Origin of the sequence: Mucilaginibacter sp., from assembly GCF_041088075.1 — a bacterium.
Classification (GTDB): domain Bacteria; phylum Bacteroidota; class Bacteroidia; order Sphingobacteriales; family Sphingobacteriaceae; genus Mucilaginibacter_A.
The window spans coordinates 37,612-52,346 of the sequence record NZ_JBGCVY010000058.1 but is presented as its reverse complement, the minus strand read 5'-3'; the positions used below and the strand labels follow the sequence as shown (position 1 = coordinate 52,346).

The window sequence follows — 14,735 nt, the reverse complement described above, 5'->3', positions numbered from 1 at the left end:
TGAAACCTGATACCTCGTACTAAAAATATACCGATAAAAGAAGCATTAGCTAAAAACTAAATATCATGATCAAAAATTATTTCAGGTTAACGTTCCGGAACTTGTTAAAAAACAAAGTTTCTTCCATTATCAACATTGGCGGTTTGGCCGTTGGGCTGGCTACGGGCATCATCATTATGTTGGAAATCGTAAATGAAGTCAGTTACGATAAATTTAATATTAACCTGGCCGATACTTATCTGCTGATGAGCAACCAGAACATGAACGGGGATATTAAAACCGGTAACACAACACCGGGCCTGTTAGCTACAAGTGTACTGAGTGAAATACCGGAAATAAAATATGCTGCCCGTACCTGCCAGCAAAGTGATTTGATACGGAATGGCGATAAAACCATTTACACCAATTCTATTTACACCGATGCTGATTTTTTTAAAATAATGACCTTTCCTGCCTTAAAAGGAAACGCGGTAAATGCTTTAAAACAGCCAAATACGGTAGTGTTAACAGAAACTACTGCCAAAAAAATATTCGGCACAACCGATGTTATCGGCAAACTTTTGATGCTTAATAATACAGATGCCGTAAACATTGCGGCTGTTATTCGTGATGTGCCGCAAAACAGTACCAACCAGTTTGATATGGCCATTCCGTTTATGCTTTTTGAAAGTAAAAACGAGTGGTTAAAAAAATGGGACGATAGCCGGATTCAAACCTGGATACAAGTTAAACCCAACGTAAAACTTACCAATTTAAATAAGAAGCTAAAAGACTTGTTTCTTCGGAAACAGCTTGAAAAAAACATTGATTTATTTGCGTATCCGTTTTCTGCCTTGAGGCTGCATGACCAATTTAAAAACGGCAAACCCAGCGGCGGCGTAATAGACATTATCATGCTTTTAAGTACCATAGCTGGTTTTGTTTTGCTGATTGCCTGCATCAACTTTATGAACCTGGCAACAGCACGATCGGAGCAACGTGCACGCGAAGTAGGCGTACGGAAGGTACTTGGAGCTTCCCGTAAACGTATTATTATTCAATTTCTTGGCGAAGCCTTGGTACTTTCATTTCTTGCCTTGCTACTGGGCATTTTACTTGCTGTTTTAGCATTGCCAGCGTTTTTACAACTTTCCGGAAAAAACTTTACACCCGATTTTGCCAACTGGCAACTTTGGTTATTGCTCATTGTACTGGGGATTACGACGGGTTTGGTAGCAGGAAGTTACCCAGCATTTTACCTGAGTAGTTTTAAACCGATTCAGGTTTTGAAAAAAATGATGAACAGAGACAAAGGCGGCAGTTTGTTCAGAAAAAGTTTGGTAACCTTTCAGTTTGTCATTTCTATTTTCCTCATCATTGCTACCATTGTTATTTCTAAACAAATTGATTATTTGCAGCAAAGGCCGGTGGGTTACGATGCAGATAACCTGATGGACATCCATGCAAGCACTGATCTCACCAAAAAATTCAGCATCGTAAAAAATGAACTGTTACAAATTCCGGGGGTAAAAAACGTATCGGCAGGCACAGACAACCTGGTACGGATGGGCGGAGCTTTTAACGGGCTGGACTGGCCGGGAAAAACGCCCGATCAGGATTTTTATATTACCACTACCAAAGTTGGGTACGATTGGGTAAAAACAGCAGGCTTTCAATTAGCAGCAGGACGGGATTTTAACCCTGCCTATGGTACAGATACTGCTGCCTGTTTAATAAATCAGGCCGCCGCACAAAGAATGGGGCTTAAAGAACCTGTTGTGGGAACCAAATTAGGCAGCACTAAAGTTATTGGCGTGATAAAAGATTTCGTTTTTAACCATCCTTTTGCCTCTCCCGAACCAATGGTTGTTTACTTAGGCAAAAGTAATATGAACCATTTTTTTGTACGCCTGAACAATGATGAAAAATGGCGGGAAGGTATAGCCCAAATTGAAAAAGTGGTAAAAAAGACAAGTCCTGATTTTCCTTTTGAATTTGAATTCACCAAAGAAGAATACCAAAAGAATTTTAAAGAATTCGATTCATTGAGGCAAATGTCGAACCTCTTCAGCGGTATGGCTATTTTTATTTCCTGCCTTGGTTTGTTTGGTTTGTCGGCTTTTTTGGCCGAACGCCGCAGTAAAGAGATCAGTATCCGCAAAGTACTTGGCGCGAGTGCAGGCAGCCTGTGGCTAACTTTATCAAAAGACTTTTTAAAACCTGTGTTTCTTGCTTTTATCATTGCCGCCCCGCTTACCGGTTTAGCCATGCAGAAAGTATTGGGATATATAGATTATCACATCCAGTTATCCTGGTGGATGTTTGCCATAGCAGCCTTGGCAGCAACTGTAATTGCCATAGTTGCCATCAGTTATAACGGCATAAAAGCAGCATTAGCCAATCCGGTTAAAAGTTTGAGGAGTGAGTAGGTTTGAGGTGAAAGGTACGAAGTATCAGCAATTCGCAAAGCCTCGTACCTCATACCAAAAAAGTATCGATAAAAGAAGTATCAGCTAAAAACTAAATATCATGATCAAAATCTATTTCAAAACCGGCTACCGGAACTTGTTAAAAAACACAAGTTTTACATTGATTAACCTGGTTGGCCTAACCTTGGGCTTGGCCAGCGTGATGGTACTTTCGCTGTTGGTTTACGAATACCTAACGGCAAACAGTATTTTCAAAAACCAGGACCGATTGGTTTACTTAAAAACCTATTCAAAATCGGGTGATGGCATTATCCAAACCCCTTTTCCACTATTGGATGAAATTGTAAAAGTTTGTCCCGACGTGGAAGCGGCAACACACGTGCAAAGTTTCAACTCGCCGTGGCTAAAATATCAGGACAAAGAATTTCAGGACAACACCATTTATGGCGAAACCGGCTTTTTTAAAGTCTTTTCTTTTCCGTTTGAATCAGGAAACGCGGCAACGGCTTTGAACGGAAAATATGATGTGGTTTTGAGCCACGAAACTGCCGAAAAACTGTTTGGAAAAGTCAATCCCGTAGGAAAAACCATTTCCGCTGATGATACTACGCAGCTAACCGTTACCGGCGTTTTAAAACCTATTCCGGCTAACGCAACGCTTCGCCCAACAGTTATCCTCAGCATCAATTTATTAAAAACCAACCCCGGTTTTACAAGCATGGCCAACTGGTACAACACTTTTGCCGAAAACTATTTGTTGTTGAAACCCGGTGCCAACAAAAAGCGCCTTACGTATCAAATCAATCAAATTGTAAAAACCAATTATACTGCCGAAAATAAAAACCAACGCATTAAATTGGCGCCTTTTGAAGACCTGGTAAAAACAGAATCTGGCGATACCGTTAGTGTAATCATCAAAGGCGCTACCGGCAGTGCTGTTTTTATCCTGCTGATTATTGTGGCCAACCTCATCAATTTAAATATGGCCACCATGTTTAACCGGGCAAAAGAAGTAGCGGTAAAACAAATGGTGGGCAGCAGCAAAATGCAGATTGTGTGGCAATTTTGTGTAGAAAATGCCATCCTTGTTTTCACCTCGCTGCTATTGGCTTTTCTGTTGTTCCGCTTTGTTTTGCTGGCTCAAATCAACCAGATGGTAAAAAGCAATTTCTCGGAATTGTCTTTTGACCTGGTTAAAGATTTCCCGCTGACATTAATCATTTTGTTTACAGGGATTTTAGTGGTAATTATTGCGGGAAGTTATCCGGCCTTACATCTAACTTCCATCAAAATAACGGATACGGTAAAAGGAAAACTGACTGGCAACAACGGCAACTTTATTACCCGAAATGCTTTGATCACACTTCAATTTACGCTCGCCATTATTTTTATTGGTGTTACGCTGATTTTGAACCGGCAAATGTCCTTCATGAAAAAGGCTTCTCCCGGCTATAACCAGGAAAACGTTTTGGTTGTTCCGCTTGATTTGGCTTTTAAAAACCCTGCCGCAGCAACTGCCCATTTTGATGCCGTTTTGAATGATCTTCGGAACAATCCTTACGTCAAAAATATTTCTACCAGCTACACCATTCCAACCACTTATCAGCAAAATTATAACACATACGTTGATCCGGCCACTGGCAAAGAAGTGAGTTTACGACAAGCTGCGACCGATGCTGGTTTGATTGATACTTACCAAATTCCGTTGGTGGAAGGACGAAATTTTAAAAACGTTGCCGATACCAACGAAAAAAGCAACGTCATCATCAACCGTTCGGCCATGAAAGCTTTGGGCTGGACAACAGCCATCGGAAAACAGTTAAAACCAAAAGGCGGCGGCAACGAAGTTGACAATGTAATTGGTGTGATGGAAGATTTCCACTACCGCAGGTTGAGCGAAAGTATCGAGCCAATTATCCATAGTTATGCAGGCAAGCAAAGCGTAAACTACAGTTATTTAAGTTTGAGGGTTGACCCGAAACATGCAGCAAACATCCTTACAAAACTTCAAAAAGAATTTGATGCGATGAACCCGCGGCGTTCTTTTTCTTATAAATACATGAGCGATCTGGCCGACCAACAATATGCTTTGCTAAACGGTATTTTGAAAGTAACCAATTATGTGGCCACCATAACCCTTTTTATTGCTGCCATGGGCATGTTTGGTTTGATTGCGCTTTTTGCAAGGCAACGGGTAAAAGAAATCGGTATCCGTAAAGTATTAGGTGCCAGCACGGTTGATATTGTGCAGTTACTTTCCGGGAATTTCATCTTGCTGGTTGCCGTTGCCGCCATGATTGCAACGCCTGTAAGTTTGCTATTGATGAGCAAATGGCTGCAAAGTTTTGCGTACCGAACAGAATTAAGCTGGTGGCTTTTTGCTGTTGCGGCAGGCATTGCTTTGGTTATCGCCGTAGCCACCGTCAGTTTTCAAGCAGTAAAAGCAGCATTGGCCAATCCGGTGAAGAGTTTGAGGAGTGAATAGAGCCTCACCCAACCCTCTCCAAAGGAGAGGGCTTTGCAGGGCGGATATATAGAAAACCATAAAGGTAACACGCTTTGGTTCCTCCCCTTTGGGGAGGTTAGATGGGGCTAAAAAAACACCGATAAAAGAAGCATCAGCTATAAACTAAAACAAAATGATCAAAAACTATTTAAAAATTTCTTGGCGCAATTTGTGGAAACATAAAAGTTTCTCGGCTATTAACATCTTTGGTTTAACCATCGGCATTACCGTTTGCCTGATGATTTTCCTGTTTATCCTGAATGAGTTTAGTGTGGACAACTTTCACCAAAAAGGAAAAAACATTTACCGCGTGATGCGAGGAACGGAACACTTCGGTAAGACAAACGAGGTGGCTTATTTGTCCGGGCTGTATGCGCCGGCTTTACTCAATGATTTTAAAGGACAAATTGTAAACGCTGTCCGGGTAAATCAAAATGATAATCTTTTTACAGTTGGCTCAAAATCTTTTCATGAAAAAAAACAGATAGAGGTTGATTCCAATTTTTTCAGCCTCTTTTCATTTCCGTTAATAAGAGGTAATCCAACAACAGTTTTAAAAGATGTGAATAGTGCGGTGCTAACAGAAACCACTGCAAAAAAATATTTCGGGAGCGTTAATAATGCGATGGGGAAAATTATAACGCTAAATAAAGGGACGCCGTTGAAAGTTACAGGTATTGCGAAAGATGTTCCTTCCAATTCACATTTGGATTTTGACATTATTTTGCCTCTTGAAAGACGCAAAGATGCTGGCTGGATGACTTCATGGATAAACAATGGTGTGTACTTATATGTACAACTCGCTCCAAATGTTTCCCCAGCGCAGATCGAAAAACAAATGCCGGCTTTTGTTGAAAAATATCTTGGTACAGAACTGCGTAAATATGGCTTTAAATGGTCTTTATCTTTAACACCATTAAAAGATGTTTACTTTGATAGCAAAGCCGTTGACAACATAAAGCATGGAGATAAAACAGTTGTTTACATTTTTCTCTCAATCGCAATTTTAATACTGCTTATTGCTTGCATTAACTTCATGAACCTTTCCACCATTCGTGCAGCAGAACGCTCAAAAGAAGTTGGTTTGCGCAAAGTGCTGGGTGCGTTGCGTAATAATCTTGTTTGGCAATTCATCGGCGAATCCGTTTTACTAACAACGATCTCGTGCATACTTTCTGTTGGTTTGTTATTGCTGGTAATACCATGGTGTAATCAATTGCTGGGATATACATTAAATGTATCATGGAATGCATCGCCCATCTATTTATTTCTTGCCGGCATTATCATTATCGTTGGGTTTTTAGCAGGCAGTTATCCAGCATTTTTTTTATCTGCATTCTCACCTATACAGGCATTAAAGGGCAAATTAAAATTGGGCAAAGGCGGTGCATCGTTCAGGCAGGTTTTAGTAGTGGTTCAATTTGGCATATCCATTTTTTTGATTGTTGGTACCATCATTATTACAAAACAAATGAGTTATGTAAAGAACAAACAGCTTGGATATAATAAAAAGCAAACATTAATTATTCCGATTGATAACGGCGACATCGATAAAAATCTAAATTCTTTTAAAACACAATTGCAAAATGAAACCGCTGTGCAATCGGTTTCGGCAATGAGCGGCGAGCCTGGTGGTTTTTTTGACGGACATATGTTTGATGTGGAAGGGCATCCGGAAAAATGGTATGCAAGCACCGAGTTCGCAGACTTTGAATATGTAAAAACATTGGGCTTGAAAATTATTGCAGGCAGAAATTTTTCTTCGGCATTTCAAACCGATACAACCGATGCAGTATTAATTAACAAAACGGCTGCAGCCAAATTAGGATGGACGCCACAACAAGCAATTGGCAAATGGATATTTAATACCGTTCGCGACAGTAAAAAAAGAAGAGTTGTTGGCGTGATTGATGATTTTAATTTTAAATCATTAAAAGAAGATATTGATGCACTGGTGATTTCGCCAGCAACGGACAGAAGGCAAATATTGGTAAAATTAAAACCAGGCAACCTACAGGCGGGTATTGCAATGGTAAAAAATGCTTACAACAAAGCAGCTCCAGCTTATCCTTTAGAATATAAATTTTTAGACCAGCAGTTTGATGAGTTGTATCAAAAAGACATTCGGCAGCAAACCATTTTATCGGTGTTTGCAGGTTTGGCCATTTTTGTTGCCTGCCTGGGCCTGTTTGGCCTGGCATCGTTCACCGCAACAAAGCGCACTAAAGAAATTGGTGTGCGAAAAGTGTTGGGTTCTTCAGTACAAAATATTGTTTTCTTGTTAGCAAAAGATTTACTGAAGCCAGTATTACTTTCTGCCGTCATCGCCGTTCCCATCGCTTATTTCAGTATGGAAAAATGGCTACAAAACTTTGCTTACAGAACCACTTTGCATTGGTGGGTTTTTGCTTTGGCCGCGCTGATTACGTTTGCCATCGCTTTAATCACCGTCAGTTTTAAGGCAGTAAAAGCAGCATTGGCCAATCCGGTGAAGAGTTTAAGGAGTGAATAGGTTTGAGGTATCAGACTTGGCAAAGCCCTCGTACCTCTCACCAAAAAAACACCGATAAAAGAAGCATCAGCTAAAAAGTTAGCAGCGATACAAGCAATTTTAAAAGTTCCCACACCGCGCACAAAATTATACACGATAAAAGAAGCATTAACAAAATGATCAAAAACTATTTTAAAATTGCCTGGCGAAACATCGTTAAAAACCGTCTTTTCTCGCTGGTTAATATCATCGGTTTATCAACCGGTATTGCATTTACGCTGTTGATTGGCGCTTATGTTTGGGGCGAGTTACAAGTAAACCGCCAGTTGAAGAATGCCGACCGGCAGTACATTATCCAAAGCAAATGGAAAGACCCAAAAATGGGGTATGAAATTACTACACTTGCAGAATTACCCAAAGCTTTAAAAACAGAATATCCAAATTTAGTCGCCAACTACTATCACTGGGACGGCATCTCTTCCAACGTTTCCAAAGGAGATAAACGTTTCCGCGAAAGCATCCAAGTTGGCGACAGCACTTTGCTTAATATGTATGGTTTTGCTTTGCTGCATGGAAATATACATACTGTTTTTACCCATCCTTTTTCAGTACTGATCACCGAAGAAAAGGCAATCAAATATTTTGGAAAAACTAATGTTGTGGGCGAAATGATAACCATTGAAAGTTTTTTAGGCTCCAAACATGGTTTTACAATATCCGGAGTTTTAAAAAAATCGCCGGAAAACTCTATCCTCAATTTAAACGATCACGACAATATGTTTCTTCCGATAAGTGCAGCCAAATTTATGGGAAGAAAGGTTGATGGTTGGAATAATCCAAGTTTAGTTGGAAATATTGAACTACAGCCTGGCATCACACCAAAAGATCTGGAAATACCAATTCGTAATTTGTTAAAAAAGAATACGGTAATTCAAATCCAGCAAAATTTAACGCCTTATCTGGTTCCGTTAAAATCTTATTATTTAACGGCAAACAACGGCGTGGTCAAAAAAATGCTTTACACACTTTCGTCCATTGCGCTTTTTATTTTGCTGATGGCCGTGATCAACTTTATCAATATGTGTGTTAGCCAATCGGCCAGCCGGATGAAAGAAATGGGCATCCGCAAAGTTTTAGGCGGAATGAAAAAGCAATTGGTTTGGCAGTTTCTGATCGAATCTACCCTGTTGGTTTTGCTGGCTACTGTTTTTGCACTGCTAATTTACACCATTGCGAGGCCAATTTTTAATGATGTTTTGGCAAAAGAAATTCTTGGCCTTTTTGCTTTTCCGGCTTATTTTTTCCTGATACCTCTTTTCCTGGCACTTTTTATTGGCCTAATGGCAGGCGTTTATCCGGCCTTTGTTTTGGCTTCTTTAAAATCGGTTGATTCGCTAAAAGGAAAAGTCAATTCGGTTAAAGAAAGTGTTTTAATGCGGAAATTGTTGGTTGCTTTTCAGTTCGGCATTGCGGTTATCGTTTTTGTGGGCGCGATCATCATCTCGCAACAGGTCAAACTTTTCTTTAGTAAAAACTTAGGCTACGATAAAGATTATGTGATTTATGCTTCTGTTCCGAGGGATTGGTCGCGCAAAGGCGTGCAGAAAATGGAGCAAGTCCGCGAACAGTTAGCGCAAATGCCCGAGATCAGCAACATTTCGTTGTCTTGGGAAATACCTGACGGCATGAACGGCAGCGCAATGCAAGTTTATAAGTTAAGCAATGATTCTACACAGGCCGTAATTACACAAGCTCTGGGCACCGATAATCAATTTGCTGCAACTTATGGAATTCCGTTAAAAGCCGGAACGTTTTTTACCGGTTTTTATGCGCCCGGCGATTCTACAAAAGTGGTGATCAACGAAACGCAATCGAAAGCTTTGGGTTGGCAAGATCCGAAAATGGCAATCGGCCAGCAAATCCACATCACCGGAATTAAAAATGTGTTTACCGTTTGCGGTGTTACTGCCGACTTTCACTTTGGTTCCATGCAGCAGCAAATCCAACCGGCAACTTTTATCAACGTTAATTTTTCCAATTTCTACCGTTATTTTTCCATTAAGCTAAAGCCGGGAAATATGCAGCAAAACTTGGAAGCTGTGCAAAAGAAATGGGCAACCTTGTTGCCTGATGCGCCTTTCGAATACAAGTTTGTAGATGATGCACTGCGAAAATTGTATCAAACAGAAATCCAATTGCAAAAGGCTTCTTACCTGGCAACCGCTTTGGCAATCATCATTGTTTTGCTGGGGATTTTAGGGTTGATTGCACAAAGCATCCAAAAACGGACAAAAGAAATCGGGATCAGAAAAGTATTGGGTTCTTCAGTTGCCGGTATCATCTTATTATTTTTAAAAGATTTTTTAGGAACCATACTGCTGGCTGGATTGGTAGCTTGCCCGGTTGCTTTTTTTATCATGCAAAAATGGTTAAGCGATTATGTTTACCGCATTACGATTACCACAAATCCGTTTTTGATTGCCATGGCTTTGCTTACGTTGGTAACTGCGCTTTTAATTGCGCTGCAAACGGTAAAAGCAGCATTGGCCAACCCGGTAAAGAGTTTGCGAAGTGAATAGGTTTGAGGTGAGAGGTATGAGCTTTTGCAAATTTGATACTTAAATACTGATTATAAAAATACCTTGGTAAAAACAGTATCACCATTTGCAGGAAATTACCGGATAATAAAAAAGCCATCAGCAACAAACAGTTTGAGATTGTTTGATGCTGATGGCTGATAGCTGACGGCTAATAGCTTTAAAACTATTTAAACATACCGCCCAACATTCCGCCAAGGCCGCCACTGCCACCAGAAAAAGCGCTGGTCATGCTGTCAGGGGTAATGCTGGAATCATTCGGGTCGTTGGCTTTGTTGGCAAATTTTTGCAACAAGCCTGGTAATGCTGCTGCAATAGCACCGGTTGCCATGGGTGGCAAACCAAATTTTGTGCCTAAGCTTCCTACCAAACCGCCTTCAATGGCACTTGTAAGTGGGCTGCCGGAACCCATTCCGCCTGATAACATTGACATCAGGCCACCTGCACCGCCTGCACTTGCTGCCTGGTTTTGCAGTCCGTTAGCTACGTGGTTTGCAATTTCCTGGTGTACGGCATCTTCCTGCCCTGCTGGTATGGCAGATGAAAGTTGTGGGTTGCTGCCCATATGGTCTTTAACTAAATTTAAGATCTGATCGAACATTATTTTAATTTTTAGAATAAATTGAATTGTGCTGTTGTTTTATACTGATGCTTCTTTTATCATACAAAAATCGCCAACTGTAATAGCTGGCGATTTTGTTGATCGTTATAAAAAACCTCTTATAAAAATGTATCTCCGCTTTCTTCGTTAGAAAGCTTAGTTGATTTATTGGTTAGTTTAGCCGAATCGTCTGTAAAGTTTTCGGTTTCAACTTCGGTTTTCCGAACGGTTCCTTGTACGGTCTCGTCCCTTTCTTCCACTTCTTTTTCCAAAGAAACTTCTCCTGTAACAAATGCTTCTTTGCTTACCACAGGTACTTCGGCATATTCTTTCATCTCGATGGTGCCTTCTTTAAAAGTTTCTAAATCGGCTGCCGTTGCAGGGCGGTTTACAGGGGTTTCTTCTACGCGTACATGCTCAGAACGCAGGTTTACGTTTTCCTGTACGTTTTCTTGCACTACGCGGCTTTTTAAGCGCACACCGCCTGTTTCCACTTCGCGTTTGCCAACTTCCATTTTTTCTTCAATCACCGGGATTGAAGTGGTTGTTTGATCGGCAGAAGTTAAGTCATCCCTATCTTTCTGACGGCGGCCGTAGAGTTTAGCATCGTTAAAATGTTCGTGCTGATAAAAATCTTCATTTCCGGTCAATGCCGATGCACCGGCTGCCACTGCGCCTCCGCCCAAAATGTTTCTTATCGTACTTTCTGTTTCAGAAGTGATGTTTCCTTTTTCATAAGCAGGAAGCTGGTTTAACTGTGCTACAGTTATGGATGGCAACAATACATCGTCATCGCTTTCGTGCAGTTCGGCCAAGCCGATCGGGATCAATACTTTTTTGTCTTCGTCCAAATCCAGTTCGTTGTCGTCCTGGTCTACCACAAGATAAACAACTTTATCGTTGTTTGGGTTGAAAATCAAATCGTCAACATCGCCAATTTGTTTTCCTTGTGCATCTTTTACGTCCCAACCTTTGATGTTTGGTTGTCCGTCTGCAATTTCAAAATCACTTCCGCTTAATGCCAGTAATTGTGCATTTGAGCCATATTCGTTAGTTGCCATGGTAATTCAATTTAAAATTTAAAAAATGGTTTATTTAGTTCCGGCAGGTTTAGCCGGTGCTGCCACGATGGCTACACTGCGGTTTTGCTGTCTGCCTTCCGGTGTTGCGTTTGAAGCTACCGGGTTGCTTGCGCCAAAAGATTTTACCGCAATACTTTGATCTGCAATTGCCCCATTTTTAACAAACCAGTTACGCACTGCCTCTGCACGTTCTGCGCCCAATTGTTTGTTATGGCTTGCAGTTCCGGTAGAATCTGTATGTCCGTAAACAGTAATGTTGGCGCCTTTAAAACGTTTGGCCAGAGACGCTGAAATCATTTTCAACTGGGTTTGTGCACTACCTTTAAGTGTGGCTTTGTCTTTATCAAACAAAATATCTTCGCCCAAACCATAAATGCTGTAGTTGTTGTTGCCACGCACGCTGATGCTGGTGTCCGTGATTTCCTGATAATTTGCTTTTGGCGAGTTGAAATCAATTTGACTTGAATCTGCCGGCGTTGTGGTTGCGACAGCTTTGGTAGCATCTGTACTGTTGCTTGCAGTAGAATCTTGATTGGTGCCTGTACCGGTTTTGTTGTTACAGCCTTTTAAGAAGAAGAACAATAAGCCAAGTAAGATCAATAACAACAAGACCCAGATCCACCAGGAGTTGTTTTTTTTGGGTTGTACGTTTAATTCTGCCATGATTAATAATTGTTTAGGTTAAAAATTTAAAAAATAAAGCGCCAGCATGATTACTGGCCGGCGCTTTAAACAAGCTTTCGCTTTTATTAAGTTTATTTATAAAAACCGTCTTTATCTGTTCCGGTTGAAGTGCTTCCGCTATTTAAGCCGGAAGAAACATTACTGCTTTGATTGGTTATCGTAGCATCTTTGCCGGTTACATTTTCTGTATCAACTTCAGTTTTGCGTACGGTGCCTTGTACGGTTTCGTTGTTTTCCTGTACTTCTTTTTCCAATGAAACTTCGCCGGTTACATAAGCTTCTTTGCCCACAACCGGTACTTCTGCATGTTCGGTCATTTCAATGGTTGCATCTTTAAAGTTGGCCAGGTCAGCTTCTGTTGCCGGGCGGCTAACATTTGTACGTGCCACATGTACACGCTCAGAACGTAAACGTACGTTTTCTTGTACTGCCTGTTCAACAATCCGGCTGCGCAAACGCACACCGCCTGTTTCTACTTCGCGTTTGCCAACTTGCATTCTTTCTTCAATAATTTTGATAGAATCTGCATCGTTGGTATTTCTGGTTGTGCCGGTAGCAGCAGTGTTGCCGCTTCTATATTGTTCTGCACGGTCGTCAACGTCAATTGCACCAAAATTATCTAAAATACGGGCTGCTGATTCTGCTTCGTCTGCAGATTTAGCATGTACCGTAACGATAGAACCTTTGCTGCCCACTTCAGTGTATTTGCTGGCATCATCGCCTGTTCCAAATAAGTTGCTGAAAAAGCCACTTACACCGCTATGCGAATCGTCATCCTGGTCTGAATAGCCGGTTGAAGTTGTTGATGAAGTGTTTTCGGTTTGTGCGCGGGAAGAAATATCAACATTCTCTCTGCTAAAACCATTGTTTACAAGGTGATTAACTGCTTCCTGAGCTTCACTTGTATAATCGAAAATTCCAATTACTGTTTGTGACATGATTACTGATTTTTAGTTTAATTAATTATTATTGATTTGGTAAAGTGCTGTTTAAATTTGTCCGGTTTACTTCAACTTCTTCTTTCCGAAGTGTTTCATTTATTGTAGTGGTAGAAACAACTTGTTTTTTAGTCAGGCGGAGTTCTTCAACCACCATCAGCCGTTTTTCAACTACCAATACTTCTTTTACTACCGAAATTATAGTGGTATCTCCTTCGTACCTGATGGCTGGCGCAGCTTCTACATATTGGTTAACAGGTATACGCTCGATCTCAACTTCGTCATGCGTAACGGCAATGTCCTGGCTTACATCCTGGGAAACAACCCTTTTATGCAATTGCACCTTGCCGGTTTCAACCTGTTTGACGCCAATTTGCAAACGTTCCTCTAAAACCTGGATTTTTGAAGTAGTCAATTCCTGCCCTTCCGCCTTTTGCTGGTTGGCCTGATCGTCAAACTGGGTAATGCTGTTCATTGTATGGTCTTTATAGTTAGAACCAGAAAAAGTATATTTCCTCATTCACAATGCTTTAAAGAAATATCAGTGAAATTTGTTTTTTTTACTTAAGAGAATACAATACCTTTTTTAAGAAAGTAATAATTTTTAAGGAAATTTTTAACTTTTGTTAAAGGTTTTTATGCTAAACTTTGTCAAATTGAAATATACATGCAAGTAATTTTTATCAAATTTTTAATTATGTAAATTTAATCCAGATACTTAAAAGATGTTTAATTCCCTTCTAAGAAAAATCCTGATGCTTCTTTTAGCACTAAAAAATTGTGTCCGTATCTTGTTACCGGTACAAAAAAGCCAACTGGCTTGATGATTTTTAGGCGATAAAAGAAGCATTGCCAATAATTTGAACAAAATTTAAACAGCTTCTTACGTTTCCCGGTCTTTATAACCTGTTTATGCTGCTGCTGTTGGTTTAGATATTTTCAGAGACAAAAAACTTTTGCCCATAAAAAAAGCGGCAACACGGCCGCTTTTTACTGATGCAAATCCTAAATTCCTTAATTACTGTTTCGGGTTTTTGTTCATTTTGTAACGCATGTCTGGCTTGCCGGCTTTCGTCATGGGTACCGGTTTCTGTTTAACCGATCTATTGCCTTTAAACCTTTTATCGGGCGTGCCATCTTTTTTTGTTTGTGCAAAACTGAGGGTAAAGGCCATTAAGGCCACGGTCAGCAAGGTGAGGAATCTCTTCATGGTTTTTTAAATTTTAAAGCAAGGTAAATATTTCTTACAGGAATGTATTGCCTTCATCCAATTAAAATGGTTTCCGCCAAGGCCATGCTTCTTTTACCACCCTAAAATCTGTATCAAAACGAAACAGCACGTGTATCGTTACCGAACACTTTGACCTTATGATTTTTTATAACTTATTGTAAACCAGGTTTTCCTGTTTCTGGTATTGCATTGTCTGT

At 40.4% G+C, this 14,735-nt stretch carries 10 protein-coding genes; 4 read left to right on the top strand and 6 right to left on the bottom strand.

The features are described 5' to 3' along the window. The first annotated feature begins 65 nt into the window (after positions 1-65). The 4 genes from V5804_RS14075 (at position 66) to V5804_RS14060 (ending at position 9,984) form a co-directional block, all read left to right on the top strand. Positions 66-2,408: an FtsX-like permease family protein gene (locus V5804_RS14075; protein ID WP_369592033.1), complete on the top strand. Its 2,343-nt coding sequence runs from the start codon at positions 66-68 to the stop codon at positions 2,406-2,408. 100 nt (positions 2,409-2,508) lie between these two features. Continuing rightward, positions 2,509-4,893, top strand: coding sequence for an ABC transporter permease (locus tag V5804_RS14070; protein ID WP_369592032.1), 2,385 nt, complete (start codon positions 2,509-2,511; stop codon positions 4,891-4,893). A gap of 154 nt (positions 4,894-5,047) precedes the next feature. Beyond that, on the top strand, positions 5,048-7,426 hold the full coding sequence (locus tag V5804_RS14065; protein ID WP_369592031.1) for an ABC transporter permease: 2,379 nt from the start codon (positions 5,048-5,050) through the stop codon (positions 7,424-7,426). A gap of 155 nt (positions 7,427-7,581) precedes the next feature. Further along, positions 7,582-9,984, top strand: coding sequence for an ABC transporter permease (locus V5804_RS14060; RefSeq protein WP_369592030.1), 2,403 nt, complete (start codon positions 7,582-7,584; stop codon positions 9,982-9,984). Positions 9,985-10,168: 184 nt separating this feature from the next. On the opposite strand, the gene V5804_RS14055 is transcribed toward V5804_RS14060, so the two are convergent. From V5804_RS14055 to V5804_RS14030, 6 genes are all read right to left on the bottom strand, one after another. Continuing rightward, the gene (locus V5804_RS14055; RefSeq protein WP_369592029.1) at positions 10,169-10,603 is read right to left on the bottom strand and encodes a DUF937 domain-containing protein; all 435 of its coding nucleotides are present in this window, start codon (positions 10,601-10,603) and stop codon (positions 10,169-10,171) included. Positions 10,604-10,722: 119 nt separating this feature from the next. Then, positions 10,723-11,664, bottom strand: a complete 942-nt coding sequence (locus tag V5804_RS14050) for a DUF2382 domain-containing protein (protein ID WP_369592028.1) — start codon at positions 11,662-11,664, stop codon at positions 10,723-10,725. A 30-nt stretch (positions 11,665-11,694) separates the two neighbouring features. Continuing rightward, the gene (locus V5804_RS14045) at positions 11,695-12,348 is read right to left on the bottom strand and encodes an OmpA family protein (RefSeq protein WP_369592027.1); all 654 of its coding nucleotides are present in this window, start codon (positions 12,346-12,348) and stop codon (positions 11,695-11,697) included. A gap of 92 nt (positions 12,349-12,440) precedes the next feature. Next, the gene (locus V5804_RS14040) at positions 12,441-13,307 is read right to left on the bottom strand and encodes a DUF2382 domain-containing protein (RefSeq protein ID WP_369592026.1); all 867 of its coding nucleotides are present in this window, start codon (positions 13,305-13,307) and stop codon (positions 12,441-12,443) included. A 28-nt stretch (positions 13,308-13,335) separates the two neighbouring features. Next, complete coding sequence (locus V5804_RS14035) at positions 13,336-13,827, bottom strand: YsnF/AvaK domain-containing protein (protein ID WP_369592025.1); 492 nt, start codon at positions 13,825-13,827, stop codon at positions 13,336-13,338. 498 nt (positions 13,828-14,325) lie between these two features. Further along, entirely contained in the window at positions 14,326-14,517 is a 192-nt protein-coding gene (locus V5804_RS14030; RefSeq protein WP_369592024.1) for a hypothetical protein, read from the bottom strand. Positions 14,518-14,735 lie beyond the last annotated feature (218 nt).

Coding starts and splice junctions, on each gene's coding strand:
- V5804_RS14075 (WP_369592033.1), top strand. CDS start 66: ATGATCAAAAATTATTTCAGGTTAACGTTCCGGAACTTGTTAAAAAAC.
- V5804_RS14070 (WP_369592032.1), top strand. CDS start 2,509: ATGATCAAAATCTATTTCAAAACCGGCTACCGGAACTTGTTAAAAAAC.
- V5804_RS14065 (WP_369592031.1), top strand. CDS start 5,048: ATGATCAAAAACTATTTAAAAATTTCTTGGCGCAATTTGTGGAAACAT.
- V5804_RS14060 (WP_369592030.1), top strand. CDS start 7,582: ATGATCAAAAACTATTTTAAAATTGCCTGGCGAAACATCGTTAAAAAC.
- V5804_RS14055 (WP_369592029.1), bottom strand. CDS start 10,603: ATGTTCGATCAGATCTTAAATTTAGTTAAAGACCATATGGGCAGCAAC.
- V5804_RS14050 (WP_369592028.1), bottom strand. CDS start 11,664: ATGGCAACTAACGAATATGGCTCAAATGCACAATTACTGGCATTAAGC.
- V5804_RS14045 (WP_369592027.1), bottom strand. CDS start 12,348: ATGGCAGAATTAAACGTACAACCCAAAAAAAACAACTCCTGGTGGATC.
- V5804_RS14040 (WP_369592026.1), bottom strand. CDS start 13,307: ATGTCACAAACAGTAATTGGAATTTTCGATTATACAAGTGAAGCTCAG.
- V5804_RS14035 (WP_369592025.1), bottom strand. CDS start 13,827: ATGAGGAAATATACTTTTTCTGGTTCTAACTATAAAGACCATACAATG.
- V5804_RS14030 (WP_369592024.1), bottom strand. CDS start 14,517: ATGAAGAGATTCCTCACCTTGCTGACCGTGGCCTTAATGGCCTTTACC.